We start from the raw sequence: 16,037 nt of genomic DNA on the forward strand, positions 1-16,037 counted from the left end.
ATCTCAGCGGTTTCTTTATTTTTCTTCTTGTTTTCGGATTTCTTTGATAATGGAGCCCATCTTGACTGACTCGTCGCTGAAATAGCGGTAAAGCCGTCCATCACCATCTCCCATGTAGCTGATAGGGGAAAAGCGGTCGCTGCGGAAAGCATCATTCTCATCAATCAACTCCTCATCTACCACGCGCCGAGTGACACGGGCGATGACATTGGTCAAGGCACCGCATTCGACCATATCCAGCACCTGACACTCAATGGATACAGGGCATTGGTCTACCAGCGGAGCATCCACAGTCTCGCCGATTGTGTAGCTAAGACCTGTCAGGGCAAACTTGTCCTTGCGGCTGTTGAAGCCAGCAATTTCAGACTCTTTGGTCAAATCCTTCTCTGGGACATTGACTGTGAATTGCTGGTGCTTGGTAATCTCTGTAATGGCATTTCCCTTAGTACGCATGGCAATAACCATCATGCTGCCCAAGGAATAAACCGAGCTTGAAGTCGAAATATTATAACCGTGGACATCGTCCTTATAGCCTAAAAAGAAGACCGGAAAGCCGAAGTAAAGTTTTCTCGTTTCAAATGTACGTTTCATATATGTTCCTTTATTTTTAATTCTAAAATAGATTAGCTGGCTGGGGCATGCATCAACTGAAATGTCCCTTGTCGCCTATCAACTTTTTTGTCACGGGGCGATGAGCCTGGATAGGAAGCTCAAAGTCCTTTATCTCGTCAACGATTTCCCCGTCTGCCATGACCAAAATCCGGTGACAGAGAGCGTAGCTTAGCTTGAAGTCATGCGAGATGAAAAGATAGGTCAGCTGGTATTTCTCCCACAAATCATATAGGAGGCGTAACAACCTGCCTTGAACAATGGGATCCAGACCACTCAAAGCCTCATCAAAGATGAGAATATCTGGCTTCAAGAGCAGACCGCGGGCGATGCAAATCCGTTGGAGCTGGCCTCCACTGAGCTGGCGCGCTGGCTGACTCAGAAAGCTTTTGTCCATGCCGACGTCTTCTAGAATGGCTTCTATCTCTTCTCTAGCCACATCTTTTGGCAGCGCCTCTGTCAAGACCTGCTCGACTGTAAAGTTCGGATTGACTGAGTGAAGCGAGTCCTGAAAAACCAGCAAGATTCTTACCCCTGACTTTTTGACTGAGTAGGGCTGGCCATCCAGCAGGATCTCACCCTGGCTAGGTTTTTCTAGACCAAGCAGCAATTTCGCCAGTGTGCTCTTACCGCTGCCGCTCTCGCCCATCAGGCCGATAATTTCACCTTTCTGGACGGTGAAATCGCAGTCTTTGACAACTATTTTGCCATCGAATTTTTTAAATACATGTCTACATTCCAGCATCGTCTCTCACCAACCGTTCGTATGGATTTCTTAAGATAAGGTCTTGGCTATAGGATTGCGAAGGACTTTCAAGGAGCTTGGCCACTGACCCTTCCTCCATGATAGCCCCCTGATACATGACAAGCATCTCGCCTCCCAGCTCTCGCGCCAAATGATAATCATGGGTCACTGTGATGAGGGTCTTGCCCTTAGCTAGCTGCTCCTTTAAGATAAGGATAATCTGCTCTCGGTTATGGATATCCAGCGCTGAAGTAGGCTCATCCAATATAATGGTCTCTGGCTCTAGGCAAAGCAAGATAGCGAGCATGACCCGCTGCAACATACCGCCGCTGAGCTCAAAAGGATATTTCTTCAAGAGCTCTTCCGGCTCTCCCAGTCGCACCCCTTTCATGGAAGCTACTGCCTTAGCCAGACAAGCGTCTTTTGAAATCTTGCTATGGCTGCGCATGGTTTCCCAAAAGTGACTTTGAATAGTCTGAAAAGGATTAAACATAGCCATCGGATTTTGCGACATGTAGGCCACTTGACTGCCTCGCAGCTGCTGCCAAGCTTTGAGAGAATTTCGCTCCAAAGCCATGGAACCATAGTGGACTTTTCCTTCCATACTCAAGGATCGAGGCAGCTGCCCAATCAATATCTTGGTCAAGAGGGTTTTGCCAGACCCACTTTCCCCGATAATGACCAGAGACTGCCCTGCCTCCACTTCAAAGCTGATGTCCTGCAGAATGGTCTTTTGCTCGATTTGGACTGTCAGTTTCTTTACTGCTATTTTTTCCATATCTGTTTCCAGCCTTTCTCTTCAAAGCATTCGGCAAAAAGATTAAAGGCGACCACAGTCAGAAAGATAGCCAGGCCGGGCGCCAGCATCATCCAAGTTGCTGTTTGAAAATGGCTTCTAGCATCATGCAGCATCATACCCCACTCGGTAATGTTGGGCTGGACACCGATTCCCAGAAAGGAAAAGCCAGAAATCATGAGAATGATATTCCCGATATTCATGAGCACTATAATCAAAATAGGCTTGTAGATAAAGGGCAGGATATGGGTTTTGAGGATATGGAACTGGGAGAGTCCCATAGTCTGGGCAGAAATGACATAGGCTTCCTCCTTGGCACTCTTGACCAGATTGGCCGTCACCCGAGCATAGTAAACCCACTCTATGATGACAATGGCTAAAATCATATTGGTCATTCCCTGTCCCAATATCCCAACGGTAGCTAAAGAGAGCAGGAAGCTTGGAAAGGCAGAAATAACATTTGCAAACCATAAGAAGGTCGCTTCAGCCTTTCCCTGATACCATCCAATCAGCAAGCCGACTGTCACACCGATGACCACTTCCAGCAGACTGATGGTCAGGGATAAGAAAAGGGAGTAGCGGGCTCCGTGAAGCAGACGAGACAAGACGTCTCTGCCCAGCTGATCCGTTCCCAACGGATGAGCAGCATCAGGTGGCATCAGTTTATTTGAAATCTCTACATGCTGGGGATCAAAAGAAGATAGATAGGGTGCAAAGAGAGCGCAAATGAAGAGAGCCAGCAAAATGACACTTGAAAACATAAATCGTTTAGACATTGCTCCTCCTTTTTCTGACTCTAGGGTCGATCCAGAGCGGCAGCTGCTGGGTTAGAATATTATTTCCCAAGAATAATAGGCCAAATAAAAGCATACAGCACTGAATAATCGGCAGATCCACAGACTGCAGCGCATCTACAAAGAGGGAACCGACACCATTCCAAGAGAAGACTTCTTCGACAATTAAGGATCCTGTCAGAAGATAGACCAAGGTCAGGCTCAGGCCTGTCGCAATAGCTGGCAGTGAATTTCTCAAGAGATGATTCTTGACCAGGAAGAACTTACTGACTCCGCGCAGGAGGGCATTTTCGACATGAACACTGTTCATCTGCTCCAGCACGGCCTTGCGGATCAAAGCAGTATATTGGCCAATCAATGACATACTGAGGGTCAGACTAGGAAGAATCAAGCTGCTAAGGTCCTGCTTGCCCGAAACTGGCAGCCATCTGAGCTGAACAGCAAAAACTACAATCAGCATGTAACCTAGCCAAAAGCTGGGCATGGAAACACTGGAAAAGGATAGAAAGCGAGTGACCTTATCAAAGAGAGAACCCTTGTAGACTGCACTAAAAATCCCCAAAGGAATGGACGTAAGCAAAATGAGAGCAAAGGATGTCAAGCCCAGAGAAAGGGTCGACTGGAAACGCTCCAGCACCAAGGGCAGGACAGGAACCTTTAAGAGATAAGATGTTCCAAAATCCCCACGAAGGGCCTTAGTCAGCCAACCTAGATACTGCTGGGGCCAAGGCTGATTGAGTCCCAGATAATCTCTGGCTTTTTCCAAGGATTGAGGAGTCACTTGAATCTTAGATACCCTTAGATAATTTTCTGCTTGATCCGCCGAGGATAGCTTGGCCAAGAGAAAGGTCAATACTGATATCATCAATAGAGCAGCTAAGAAAGAAACTATTTTTTTAAATAAATCTTTTTTCATAGTCCTTAAAAGAAAAGGGGCGGCTGATAAGCTTTTCAACTTAGCAGCACTACTCCCTTTATATTAAAATTTGCAGTTATGAAGTCAGCTTTTATTTTTTCTCAATATAGCGCAGTGGGAAAGCATTTTCTTCTGGGGCAAAGCGCATGCCTTCGAGTTCTCCCTTGCGGTAGACGGAAACAACGGACTGGTAAGTGATTGGAATATAGATAGCTTCATCGTGGAGCATGGTGAGGACTTTCTTATAACCTTCATCGACTTTTGCCTCGTCTGGTTCGACCAGAGTTGCCTTGATAATTTTATCAATTTCTGGCTTAGATGGCAGAGCTTCTAGGGAAACATTTTCTGGGTGGCCATGGTCAGCTGGTGAAGTCAGGGCAGTCATCCAAGCATGTGGATCCCAAGGTGCTCCCCAAGAGAAGGTTAGCATCAAATCAAAGTCGCCAGTCTTAATATTTTCCCAATAGTCATCTTCTTCCATCGCTTTAAGCTGAACGTCAATTCCGATTTTCTTCCATTCGCCTTGGAAGTACTCAACCAAGTCCTTGTCTGTCGCCTTAGACGAGATATAAGGAACATTTAGGCTCAATTTCTTGCCGTCTTTTTCACGAATACCGTCAGAACCTTTCTTCCAGCCTGCTTGATCCAGCATCTTTTCAGCCAGCTCGATATCGTATTCATAGGGAGTCAGAGTGGCGTCAGAGTGAGGGGTAGATTTAGAGAAGATGGTATCAGCTGGTGTTTCTGTTCCGCGGAAAATGTCTTTCGCGATAGACTTCTTATCAACCGCATGGTTCATCGCCTGACGGACAGTCTTGTCTTTGAAGATTTCCTGCTTGGCATTTAAGAGCATGAGGCGGCTGGACATTGGCTGAGATACGTCTGTCGTGTACTTATCATCCTTGGCATACTTAGCAAAGTTATCCAAACCGATAACGCCATTTCCATAGATCAAGTCAACATTGCCAGACTCAAACTCAAGAGCACGGGTTTGTGGGTCTGGGATAATCTTGACAGTTACTTCTTTCAGTTTAGGCTTTTCACCCCAGTACTTTTCGTTACGGGTAAAGGTGATGTACTCGTTTGGCTTCTTGTCTTTGACAACCCATTGACCGGTTCCGATTGGCTTCTTGAGGTTGTCCTTGGTCGTATCATCTCCATCAGGGAAGGCAGCATCAGCTATGAAGCGGATTGGACGAATCATTGATAAATCATAGAGAGTCGCACTGTAGGCTTGTTTGAGCTTAATTTCAAAGGTATGCTCATCTACAACTCGATAGCTTTCCAGCTGGTTGGTAAAGTCAAACCAAGTGTGGTTTTTCTTATTTTCCTCTGAAAAGACGGTATCGAAATTCCGTTTGACATTCTCAGCATTAAAGTCAGAGTCGTCTGAGAATTTTGCCTTTCTCAACTTGAAGGTATAGGTTTTACCATCTTCGCTGATATCCCAGCTTTCAGCCAAGGCTGGCTCGATCTTACCATTGTCACCGTAGCGGACTAGGCCTTCATAGACCATATCTTGAATGACAAATTGGTCTGGATTGTAGCGGTGAGGATTGACATCCCCAAAGTCCTCTCCCCAGACCATGGTGAGTTTGTCTTTCTCACCGACCTGTTTGGATGAGTTTGAGTTTTGCTGGCAGGCTACCAAGAATAAGGGCAGCAAGAGGACAACTAATAAAAATAGTTTTTTTCTCATTTTTATTGAATCACTTTCTTGTATTCATATTTTTATGATCGCAGTCCCAAGAGATAGGGGGCTATAGTTTATGTTTTTTTTATGATCAATTCATGCGGTTGTACTTGCTGTTGAGAGCATCTCCGAACTTGGTAAAGAGGAGAATGGTCAGAATCAGTAAGATACAAGGGAAGACCACAATCCAGGGAGCTTCCTGGATGTAAATCCGGCCGTCATTGATCATGGCTCCCCACTCAGGCGACGGTGCCTGAGCTCCCAATCCGACAAAGCTGAGACCAGCGATTTCCATGATAATGGTGCTGATGTCAAAGCTCATGGTCGTCAGAATCTGAGGAAAAAGACTGGGGAAATAATAGTTTTTCAGAGTCGTCCAAAAACTATTGCCATACATTTTCGAGGACTGGATATAGGGTTCATTTTTCAGCTGTAGGGTCATGGAGCGCATCAGGTAGGCATACTTGGTCCAGGCCGTCAGGCAGATAGCGATGAGGGTCTGCTGGAGACCGATGCCCAAGATACTGACGATGGCAATGACCAAAATGATAGATGGAAAAGACTGAAAAGCCGTGATTACCAGCAAGATGAGCTGGTCGAATTTCCCGCCGATGAAGGCACTGGTCACCCCGATAAAGGAGCCCACCGCCGCAATCAGCATTAGAATCATCAGGGCCGGCAGAACCGTTTCCGCACCTCCGCTTACTGCACGCGCAAAGACAGACCGACCCAGAGCGTCCGTTCCGAACCACTCACTGCTGCTCGGTCCTTGCAGGGCTTGTCCCAGATTGACCTTGGTCAAACTGTCACCCAAGAGACGAGGAGCCAAGGAGGAGAGGGCCAAGGCCAGGACGATGAGGCCGCCTAAAATCAGGAGTTTTCGATTGATTTTCTTATCCATACGAACCCTCCTTGCTTGCTTTTAGTCTCTTCATGCGCGGCAGCAGTTTGGGATTTTCCTGAGCCAGTCGGGCGCGAGGATTGAGCCAAACCATGAGCAGCTGAAAGACTAGATTTACAGTCAAGACCCCAGCTGTGATAAAGAGGACTGCCCCCTGAACAAGAGGATAATCCCGATTGGCGACGACGCCAATCAGCATCTTACCGATGCCTGGCCAGGAAAAGAGGTGCTCAATAATAGCCACGCCACCCAAGAGCGAACCCAGAGAGAGGCTGACTAGGGTCAGGAGAAAGGGCAGGACATTGTAAATCACATCGTGCAATAGGATATGTCCTTCTCGAATCCCCCGACCTCGCGCACCTTCGACTTCTGGCGAATGCAGTATTTCTATCAAAGCGGTCCGCAGCTGCGGGATATAGCGAGTAGACATGATCATGGCCAGTGTCATGACTGGCAAGACTAGACCCAGCTCATTAGCCGTTGCCTGAATGGGAAACCAGTGAAGCTGAACAGAAAAAATCAGAATCAGGATAATCCCCATAACAAAGCTAGGAATGGCATTCAGGAAGGCCAGACCTGCCATCAGGAAGCGATCAACCGGCTTTCCAGCATGGTAGGATGTGTAGAGAGCCGTCGGCAGGGAAATTCCCAGAGTTGCTAGCAGGGTATAAAAAGCTAGGTAGACTGTATTGGGAAAATAGAAAACCAGCTGCTCCCAGACCGAAGCTCCAGAATTATAGGTCACACCAAAGTCGCCATGGACAATCCTGCCCAGCCAGGCCAGATATTGCTCTATAAAGCTGCCATTCAGACCCATCTCTGCCCTCTTGATTTCCAGCAATTCCTTGGTAAAAGGAATGCCCTGAGCATTGAGAATGCTCTCAGCCGGATCACCCGGTGCTAGGTAGACCAACAAAAAGGAGATAAAGCTGACGCAGAGCAGGATGAGGACGAATTGCAGAATAGTTTTGATAATAAATTTAATCATGCGGCTCCCTTTCAGATGTCTGGTAGCTTTCAGTCTTTTTACTGGCTACGGCCAGCAGCACTTCTCCCTGGTGGACAACCAGGGCCGCTTTCTGATAGAGGACCAGTCCATCTTCCATGGCAGTCACCTTTTCCAAAATATTGCCATAAATATCACAGATTTCGCCGATGACCTGACCAGCCTGTACTGTTTGATTGGGCCGGACAAAGCACATCCAGCAGCCCGACCTCTGACAGGTCAGATAATAACTATCATCTAGAATCAAGGGTGCCTGCTGGTAATAGGGCATAGTCCCTTCAAAAAGATAGCGGGCAACTTGCTTGACCGACTGCTTCATGGCCAGCACATCCTCTGGCAGACAGGTGCCGTTTTCTCCCTGCTCCAGTAGGATGCTAGGCAGTCCATAGTCTACTGAGGCGGCGTGGTAGAGATTGCCGCGGTCCTGAGATTGATAGATAATCGGTGTCCCAGAAGCCTGCAGCATCTGATAGGACTTTTCAACTACCTCTGGATTCGCCCGCAGAGAGTAGTATCCATGCGGTGTCAGCAGTTCTTCCCGATTACCGCTATGGAGATCAATCAGGAAATCACCAGCGCTAAAGACCTGGCTCTCAATCACAGACCGAATCTGATAGCTGAGGCTGGAAACTGGCTCTTGATTCTGAAAAATCCTGTTCAGATTGAGGCCGTCCTCAGGTACAAGCGTCGTCTCCCGAGCCCAGAAGCCGCTGACATTGACTGCATGCAGGAGGAGGACAGAGCCCTGAAAGTTAAAGTCCCACTCATGCGCCAAGTCCATCAGCGCCTTGACTCCAACATACTCACAGCCGTGAACTGCCGCACTAATAGTCAGCAAGGGCTGGGAGGCCTGTCCTTTGAGCAGGGTGTACTGGATAGCCAGCTCATCTGTGATGGGCAGACTGCCTTGATAGCTGCTGCAAGGAGCCATAGAGTCTAGTTGTTGCTTAATCCTCATCTTTATCCTCCCTATACTGACTGAGCAAGAGCTTGGTATAATCACTCTTGGGAGCAGAGACGACCTCTCGCATGCTGCCCTTTTCTTGCACGATTCCGTCCTTGAGGACGATCAAATCCTCTGCAAAATTGCTGACCAGAGCGATGTCATGTGAAATGAAGAGAAAGGAGGTCTGCGAGCGCTCCTTAATATCTGCCAGCAGCTGCATGACTTCATACTGAACAGTCACATCCAAGGCACTGGTGATTTCATCGCAGATAAGCACATCAGGATTAATCAGCAGGGCACGGGCAATGGCTGCCCGCTGGCATTCTCCTCCGCTCAGCTGATACGGCAGCCGCTGAGCAAGCTCAGCTGTCAGACCGACCGAGGTCAGCAAGTCATGGATGGCCTGCTTTCTATCTGACGGTTGCTGATAGAGAGAGAAGTTTCGACAGACCTCTTCTAGGCTCTGCTGAATGCTGCGCTTGGGATGAAAGGTCGATTGGGGCTGCTGGGCGATGTACTGGACCCGAGCATAGTAGTCCCTGTCCTTGTAGGCAGAGACTGGCTTGCCCAGTAGAGTCAGCTCCCCTTGGTCCGGCTTTAAAAAGCGGCAGATGAGCTTGGCAATAGTACTCTTACCTGAACCTGATTCACCGACCAGACCCAAAGCCTGTCCCTTTCCCAAGCTAATATCAATATCAAAGACACCGATTCTCCTATCACCAATCTGACCATACTCGTAGGTCAGCTGGCGACCGACCAATACTTGACTCATAGCTGCTCCCCTTCTCTAAACTCTGCCAGCTTGGGCACAGCCTTCAGCAATTTCTGGGTATAGGCCTGCTTAGGATAGCAGAGAACTTGATGGGCTGGACCGCTCTCGACAATCTGTCCTTCTTTCATGACGACTACTTTTTGCGCCAGATGCTCAGCTACGCTGATATCATGTGTGACAAAGAGAATGGCCATCTTTTCTTCCTGATGAAGCTTGCTCAAGAGATCAAGCAACTTCATTTTCGACAGGACATCCAGAGCGCTGGTTGGCTCATCAGCCAGCAGCAGTTTGGGTCTGCTTGCTAGAGCCAGCGCTACACCGACTAGCTGCATCATACCACCGCTGAGCTCGAAAGGATACTTATTGACGACTTTTTCAGGCAGCAGCCCCACCATCTCTAGGCATTCTTCCAAGGGACGGAGATTTACTGCTTGCTGACCTTGATTTTTCACCAGGTCCTGATAATGCTTTTTGATCTTACGGCGGTTATTGAAGCTGAGACTGGCATGCTGACTAATCCAGGCTACTTCTCGGCCAACAAAAGGCAGATAAATACGGTGGTCTTGGGGCTTGATTTCCTGCCCCTCAAAGGTAATACTGCCCTCTGTTACTGTCAGCCCCCTGAGAGGGAGACCCAGCAGCATCTTGAGCAGGGTGGACTTGCCACTGCCACTCTCGCCCACAATCGAAAGGGACTCCCCCTCAGCAAGAGAGAGGGAGACCCGATTGAGAATGACTTTATCTGCTGACTGAACCAGAAGATCTTTTATTTCCAGCATGTTTTATTCCTTTGATAGTTTGTTGCTGACGTGATAGTAGTCTGTCGGATGGGATTCCAGACCAGAGACGGACTTGTCCATTACCAGAGCGACCTTGAAGAAGCCGATAATGGTAAAGCCGTAGTCCTTGTCCATGATTTCTTGGATTTCCTTGCTGAGCTGATTGCGCTTAGCTGGATCCGTTTCAGTCGCCAACTCTTCGATTTTCTTGTCAGCTTCTGGGTTGCTGTAGTGACCGATATTAGCTGCTCCGTTTGTCTTAACAGCACTGTTAAAGAAAGCGTATGGATCTCCGATGGGAGCTGCTACCACCGCGTAAGGTGTGAAGGCATAGTCCTTTTCACTGGCAACGGCACTAACTTCAACCTTCTTGATAGTCGCTTCGATTCCGACTTCCTTGAGCTGTTGTTGGCTTGCTTCTACAGCCAGCGGCATTTCAGGCAGACGGGTAAAGGACAGCAGCTCAATGCTGACTTTTTGACCGTCTTTTTCACGGTAGCCATCACCGTCAGTATCCTTGTAACCAGCCTCATCCAAGAGTTTTTTAGCTTTTTCTACGTTAAATTCATGGACGCTCTTTTGCAGGGCAAAGGCGAAACCTGTAGGGAAAGGTCCAACGGCTGGCACAGCTGATCCTTTAAAGAGGGATTCTGAGTAGGTTTTCTTGTCTACCAAGGTATCCAAAGCCTGACGGAACTTATCATCTGCTACATAAGGATTTTCAAAGTTATAGTAATAAGCTAGGTAGCGGGAACCTTCTACCTCAGAGATTTTGTAGTTCTTATCGGAAGCATAGGTACTTAGATTTGCGTAAGGCAGACCATAGACGGCATCCACTTCCTTAGACTTGAGGGCTGCAGAAATAGCTGTCGGATCAGAGAAGTACTTGATCTTCAGATTAGCAACTTTTGGCTTGCCATCCCAGTAGTCATCATAAGCCTTGAGCTCTGCTCCGCTCTCAGGAGTGTACTTGGTCACCATGTAAGGGCCAGTTCCGACAGGAGCCTTGTCAGATGCACTCTTGCCAGTCGTATCGACAATGGCGGAGTATGGCTCTGCCAAGAGATTAGCCATGATCGGTTGCACAGCCTTTGTCTTGATGGTCACGGTTTGACCCTCCGCAGAGATACTGTCAATGCCCATATCTGATGCTGCCCGTTCGCTTGTCTTAATCAAGCGTTCCAGAGAGGCTTTAACCTTTTCACCGGTCATTTTTTCACCATTTTGGAAAGTCACCTTATCCTTGAGGGTAATTTTCCACTCTAGGTCTGAGACTGCTTCTATTTTCTCAGCCAGCCAAGGTTTTACCTCAAGTTTGTCGTCCATCTTAAAGAGGGTTTCTCCCACTCCGTAACGGACCGTGAACCAGCCATTGTATTCCGCTGCTGGATCTACATTTGCTGGAAATTGCGTATAACCGATAGTTACAGTCTTACTGCCACTATCGCCAGTAGGCTCACTGGTTTTGCTTGGGTTTACACAGGAGGCTAGGGCTAGGCCTGCCAAGGCTAGAGCCATTATTTTTTTAAAATGTTTCATAAAATATTCAACTTCCTTTTCTATTTTGTAAACTACTTTAAGACGGTCTGTCCTAGTCAAATCTAGATACTATTGGCTCTCTGTCTAAGGTGGTTCTATGTCCTGAAGATGAGAGAGCAAACGAGTGAAAAACAAATGATTGCTCATTCTCTTTCCTCCTTAGTGATTTGTTTGTCTTAGTCTTTTCCTTCCAGATAGCTTCGGGCATCTTCGACAAAGGCAGTTGGCAAAGCCAGGTCAGCCTGCATCTCATCGCGATAAGCTCGTATGACTTCTGCCTCTCGGCCAGAGACAACCTTTTCTGTCCAGTCTGGGTCTAGGAGCAGGGCCTTGCCGAGGGCAAAGAGCGGAATCCCCGCATCCAATACACGCTGGGCATCCTGCTTGGTCTCTATCTGACCGACACCAATTAGGGGCACTCGATTATTAATTTTTCTGATAATTTTCTCAATCACTGGCTCTGAGTCCTGGGAATCTCTGATGGACGAGCGCCAGACATCAGAGGTTGAAATATGCAGATAGTCCACCTGATGATAGATAAGCTGCTCTAGTAACTGCAGGGTATCATAAAGCTGGATTCCTGGCTCCTCAAGTTCTTCTGGAGAAAAGCGGTAGCCAATCAGGAATGGGCGGTTAGCCTCTTCTTTGACTAGTTGCTTGGCTCTTTTCAGCAAGGTCTTTGGAAAGCGCAGGCGGTTGTTAAGACTGCCGCCCCACTTGTCCTGACGGACATTGGAATGGGGAGAGACAAACTGCTGGATTAGGTAGGTATTGGCACCATGAAGCTCGACTCCGTCAAAGCCAGCCTGAATTGCCCGTCTAATAGCTGACAGAAAGTCCTCTATCACCTGCTCCACTTCAGCGTTCTTGAGCGCCCTCGGCTCTGCCAAATAATCGCGCGGAGCCTTGACAGCGCTGGGTGCTACTGGCTGACCGTCAATCAAATCAGGCAGAACCATACGACCACCATGATAGAGCTGAACAATAGCCAGAGCCCCTTGGTCCTTGATGGCCTTGGCCAGACGGCTAAGCCCCTCAATCTTATCGTCCTCGGCGCCGCTGAAGCTCTCCGCAAAGGACTTGCCCAGAGGATGGACATAGGTACTGCCAGTAATGACCATACCAACCGACCTAGACCGGCGGGCAAAAAAATCAATATCTGCCTGAGATACATAGCCACCCGGCTCACTAGCGCAGATGGTCATAGGAGCCAAGACAACGCGATTGCGCATAGTCTGACCATTTTTAAAAGTAAATTTATCCTGAATCTGTGTATTCATCTGATCACCTCTTTCCCAAGATAAATCATATTGTTTGTTTTTTTATAATAAATCCTTAGAGTAAGGTCGCCTGCCAAGTCTGGTCACGCTCTTCCAAGAGCAGCACTCGTCCTTGGGGGACATCAATGTTCCAAAAAACCGCCTTTGGGTCAACCAAATGTTGGTAAATCAAGCGCAACACTCCCAAATGAGCGACTAGAGCCACTGACTCGTCCCCGCTCTCCAGCAAGCAGTCCGTTGCACTCCAGACTCGGGTCTGAAAGTCGGCGAAAACTTCTGCCTTAGGAGGCGTGACCTCAAAGGGGGCTTCCAGCCAAGCTTGCCAGACTTCTGGAAAAGCCGCTTCAATCTGATCAGCTGTCAAACCTTCCCATTGTCCAAAGCCACGCTCGTCAAAATCAGCTATGGCCTGAACTTGCCTGTCTGGAAAAGCCAGCTGGGCTGTTTCCTGCGTCCGCTTGAGACAACTGGTGTAAATCACATCAACTGGGTGCTCCTGCATCAGCAGCGCCAGCTGCTTGGCATCTTTTTGACCTTGCTCGTTAATAGAGACATCATGGCTGCCGTAGAAACAGCGCCTGCGGTTGTAGTCTGTCTGACCATGCCGCATCAGATACCATCTTTTCATCCTAGCACCACCAATCCTAAGAGATAGAGGAGCTGGGCAATTTCGACATAGGCTCCCAGCGTATCGCCTGTGTGGCCGTCAATTTTATTATAAACGAACCGACGATAGCCGATTGCTCCCAGAACTACCAAGCTGTGGGCCAAGAGTCCTTTCCAGCGGAAGACCAGAATAGATAGTAGCAAGGGAAGTAACTGGGCTAGTAAGATATGACTGGTCTTGCTGCCACTGAAGAAATTTCCCGAGCCGCCGCCTTCTCTGGCGTAGGCCATCCGGTAGAGCTGTAAGCTCAGACCAGCCTTGCCAATCATGGTCAGACTGGCCACGATAAACCAGCGAGGCTCTGGCAGATAAGGGTAGAGAACCAGCATCAGAGCATAGTAGAGAATGAGTGCCAGTACGCCATTGCTGCCAATCCGGCTGTCCTTCATAATCTCCATCATCCGCTCCTTCTTACGAGAGGAGAAGAGACCGTCTGCCGTATCCGCCAGAGCGTCTAAGTGAAAACCACCTGTCAGCAGAACATCGAAAGCAAGGGTCAGAACCCAAGCAATCATTCCTGGCAGAACTAGGCTCGTCAGAAAATAAAATCCTCCTGAAATCAAACCCAGCAAGAGACCAAAGAGGGTCAGAAAAGGAAGCCCCCGTCGCAGATAGGAAATATCCACTGCCTTTGGAATCACAATCCGGCTAAAAAATTGAGTATAGATAATCAATGCCTTTATCATTTCAACTGCTGAGCGAGGCCGCAGATGACTAGATAAGCCTCACTCGCCTCCTTTGCAATCAGTTGGTTGATTTTGCCCTGCACATCACGAAAGAAGCGTCCTAGTCTAGTCTCTGGGACAATACCCAGTCCAACCTCGTCCGTTACAATCCAGCACTCAGCATCAGTCTGACGGATTGTAGACAAAAGCTCTTGCCATTCTTCTTCCAAGAGCTGCAGCAGGAAAGACTGCTCCTGCCGACTGAGAAAGTGTTCCTCGGTCAGCTCCAGCTTGTCTGGAAAATGCTGAGCAATCAAATCAAAGAGGCGATTGCTAGTCAGAAGGGTGGCACAATCCAGCAGGTAAACTGGATGCGACTGCTCTCGCAGCCAGTCCGCTAGCCCAGCATACTGCTCCTGAGTCGTCCAGGAAGCCGGCCGGCGTTCTTGGTGCAACCGAATCCGCTCCTGCCATTCTGGATCATCTCCTCGGGGCAGGCCAGTCGCAATATAGCAAACTTGCTCTCGGTCAGCTAACTGCTCCTCTGCAAATGCCGACTTGCCACTTCTGGCACCGCCCGTCACTAACACAATCTTAGCCATTTACTTCTTCTTTCATTGCTTGAAATGCCCGCTCAAAGGCCGCCAAGGTCTGGTCTAGGTCCGCTCTAGTATGGGCACTGGACATAAAATTGGTTTCATACTGAGATGGTGCCAGATAAATGCCCTCTCCCAGCAAGAGACCGTGCAGTCTTGCAAACTGAGCATGGTCAGCCGCCTTAGAATCCTCAAAGTTACGAACCGGCTTCTGACTGAAGAAGAAGCCAAACATGGTTCCCTTGGACACGACTTGCAGACTGATGCTGTACTTATCGGCTAGACTTCGTAAGCCATCACAGAGGTAGCTTGTTTTCTCTTCAATCTCAGCAAAGAGCTCAGGTGTCAGCTGTTTCAGCGTTTCGTAACCGGCCGTCATGGCGACTGGATTGCCCGACAAAGTGCCGGCCTGATAGATGCTGCCTAGGGGAGCTACCTGATCCATATAGACAGCCTTACCGCCAAAGGCTGCGACTGGGAAGCCGCCACCGATAACCTTGCCCAAGCAGACAAGGTCTGGCTCTGTCTGATAGAGGCCGACTGCCCCCTGATAATGAGCTCGGAAACCACTCATGACCTCATCCACGATAAAGAGAGAGCCGTATTCCTGAGTGAGGGAGCGAATAGTACTGATAAAATCCGCATCCGCTGGAATCAAGCCCATATTGCCCGCAACTGCTTCTAAAATGACACAGGCAATGTCGTCTCCGTACTTTTCGAAGCAAGTCTTGAGAGCATCTGTATCATTGTAAGGCAAAGCCAGAGTTTCCCAAGCTACCTGAGCAATGACTCCGGCAGAATCAGCAATCCCAAAGCTGGCCAAGCCTGAACCAGCCTGAACCAAAAAGGAATCGCTGTGGCCGTGATAGCAGCCGATAAATTTGACAATTTTAGAACGCTTGGTCACCCCACGCGCTACCCGAATGGCGCTCATGGTCGCTTCCGTTCCCGAATTGACCATCCTCATTCTTTCCATGAAAGGCAGGCGCTCCTGCACCAGCTGGCCGAGGGCAATCTCTCTGGGACTAGGAGCACCAAAGCTGGTCCCCTCCCAAATAGCTTCCTCAACTGCTGGCAACACATCCTTAGGAGCATGCCCCAAAATCATAGGCCCCCAAGACAGGACGTAGTCAATATAGCGGTTGCCATCGACATCATGCAGATAGGCTCCGCTGGCTTTTTCGATAAAAAGCGGATGGCCTCCAACGGCCTTAAAAGCCCGGACAGGACTGTTGACCCCGCCTGGAAAGAGCTTTTGAGCCTCTGTGAAATATTGGTTGGAATGTTCTCTCTTCAAGTTGGTCCTCCTTATCTAGAAAACTGCTGATTTTCC

General features: G+C 48.6%; 17 protein-coding genes. All 17 read right to left on the reverse strand.

Annotation, left to right across the window (positions count from 1 at the left end; genetic code table 11):
- Nucleotides 1-15: 15 nt before the first annotated feature.
- The 17 genes from RWS24_RS00285 to hemL all read right to left on the reverse strand — a co-directional run bounded on the left by RWS24_RS00285 (nucleotide 16) and on the right by hemL (nucleotide 16,001).
- Entirely contained in the window at nucleotides 16-591 is a 576-nt protein-coding gene (locus RWS24_RS00285; protein ID WP_002915845.1) for a flavin reductase family protein, read from the reverse strand.
- 52 nt (nucleotides 592-643) lie between these two features.
- Nucleotides 644-1,354, reverse strand: coding sequence for an ATP-binding cassette domain-containing protein (locus tag RWS24_RS00290; RefSeq protein WP_314364454.1), 711 nt, complete (start codon nucleotides 1,352-1,354; stop codon nucleotides 644-646).
- On the reverse strand, nucleotides 1,341-2,132 hold the full coding sequence (locus tag RWS24_RS00295; protein ID WP_314364456.1) for an ABC transporter ATP-binding protein: 792 nt from the start codon (nucleotides 2,130-2,132) through the stop codon (nucleotides 1,341-1,343). Before RWS24_RS00295 ends, RWS24_RS00290 begins: the two co-directional genes overlap by 14 nt.
- Nucleotides 2,120-2,926, reverse strand: coding sequence for an ABC transporter permease (locus RWS24_RS00300; RefSeq protein WP_314364458.1), 807 nt, complete (start codon nucleotides 2,924-2,926; stop codon nucleotides 2,120-2,122). The genes RWS24_RS00295 and RWS24_RS00300 overlap by 13 nt, the downstream gene beginning before the upstream one ends.
- Nucleotides 2,919-3,860, reverse strand: coding sequence for an ABC transporter permease (locus tag RWS24_RS00305; RefSeq protein ID WP_032908233.1), 942 nt, complete (start codon nucleotides 3,858-3,860; stop codon nucleotides 2,919-2,921). The genes RWS24_RS00300 and RWS24_RS00305 overlap by 8 nt, the downstream gene beginning before the upstream one ends.
- A gap of 91 nt (nucleotides 3,861-3,951) precedes the next feature.
- Nucleotides 3,952-5,559 (reverse strand): nickel ABC transporter substrate-binding protein, encoded by a 1,608-nt coding sequence (gene nikA, locus RWS24_RS00310; protein ID WP_314364464.1) that lies wholly within the window; start codon nucleotides 5,557-5,559, stop codon nucleotides 3,952-3,954.
- A gap of 85 nt (nucleotides 5,560-5,644) precedes the next feature.
- Nucleotides 5,645-6,454 (reverse strand): ABC transporter permease, encoded by an 810-nt coding sequence (locus RWS24_RS00315; protein WP_314364466.1) that lies wholly within the window; start codon nucleotides 6,452-6,454, stop codon nucleotides 5,645-5,647.
- Complete coding sequence (locus tag RWS24_RS00320) at nucleotides 6,447-7,442, reverse strand: ABC transporter permease (RefSeq protein ID WP_314364468.1); 996 nt, start codon at nucleotides 7,440-7,442, stop codon at nucleotides 6,447-6,449. Before RWS24_RS00320 ends, RWS24_RS00315 begins: the two co-directional genes overlap by 8 nt.
- Nucleotides 7,435-8,418 carry a M14 family metallopeptidase gene (locus tag RWS24_RS00325; RefSeq protein ID WP_314364471.1) on the reverse strand — a complete coding sequence of 328 codons (984 nt, stop codon included), beginning with the start codon at nucleotides 8,416-8,418 and terminating at the stop codon, nucleotides 7,435-7,437. The genes RWS24_RS00320 and RWS24_RS00325 overlap by 8 nt, the downstream gene beginning before the upstream one ends.
- Nucleotides 8,408-9,178 (reverse strand): dipeptide/oligopeptide/nickel ABC transporter ATP-binding protein, encoded by a 771-nt coding sequence (locus RWS24_RS00330; RefSeq protein WP_314364472.1) that lies wholly within the window; start codon nucleotides 9,176-9,178, stop codon nucleotides 8,408-8,410. Before RWS24_RS00330 ends, RWS24_RS00325 begins: the two co-directional genes overlap by 11 nt.
- A complete protein-coding gene (locus RWS24_RS00335) occupies nucleotides 9,175-9,957 on the reverse strand; it encodes an ABC transporter ATP-binding protein (RefSeq protein WP_314364475.1) in 783 nt (260 codons plus the stop codon). Before RWS24_RS00335 ends, RWS24_RS00330 begins: the two co-directional genes overlap by 4 nt.
- Before the next feature lie 3 nt (nucleotides 9,958-9,960).
- Complete coding sequence (locus RWS24_RS00340; protein ID WP_314364477.1) at nucleotides 9,961-11,556, reverse strand: ABC transporter substrate-binding protein; 1,596 nt, start codon at nucleotides 11,554-11,556, stop codon at nucleotides 9,961-9,963.
- Between the two features lie 116 nt (nucleotides 11,557-11,672).
- Nucleotides 11,673-12,776, reverse strand: coding sequence for an NADH-dependent flavin oxidoreductase (locus RWS24_RS00345; protein WP_314364479.1), 1,104 nt, complete (start codon nucleotides 12,774-12,776; stop codon nucleotides 11,673-11,675).
- Nucleotides 12,777-12,831: 55 nt separating this feature from the next.
- Entirely contained in the window at nucleotides 12,832-13,404 is a 573-nt protein-coding gene (locus tag RWS24_RS00350) for a histidine phosphatase family protein (protein ID WP_314364480.1), read from the reverse strand.
- A complete protein-coding gene (cobS, locus tag RWS24_RS00355) occupies nucleotides 13,401-14,129 on the reverse strand; it encodes an adenosylcobinamide-GDP ribazoletransferase (protein WP_314364482.1) in 729 nt (242 codons plus the stop codon). Before cobS ends, RWS24_RS00350 begins: the two co-directional genes overlap by 4 nt.
- The gene (gene cobU / locus RWS24_RS00360; protein ID WP_314364484.1) at nucleotides 14,126-14,710 is read right to left on the reverse strand and encodes a bifunctional adenosylcobinamide kinase/adenosylcobinamide-phosphate guanylyltransferase; all 585 of its coding nucleotides are present in this window, start codon (nucleotides 14,708-14,710) and stop codon (nucleotides 14,126-14,128) included. The genes cobS and cobU overlap by 4 nt, the downstream gene beginning before the upstream one ends.
- On the reverse strand, nucleotides 14,703-16,001 hold the full coding sequence (gene hemL, locus RWS24_RS00365) for a glutamate-1-semialdehyde 2,1-aminomutase (RefSeq protein ID WP_314364486.1): 1,299 nt from the start codon (nucleotides 15,999-16,001) through the stop codon (nucleotides 14,703-14,705). The genes cobU and hemL overlap by 8 nt, the downstream gene beginning before the upstream one ends.
- Nucleotides 16,002-16,037 lie beyond the last annotated feature (36 nt).

The sequence above is a fragment of the uncultured Streptococcus sp. genome, from assembly GCF_963528215.1.
Lineage (GTDB): Bacteria > Bacillota > Bacilli > Lactobacillales > Streptococcaceae > Streptococcus.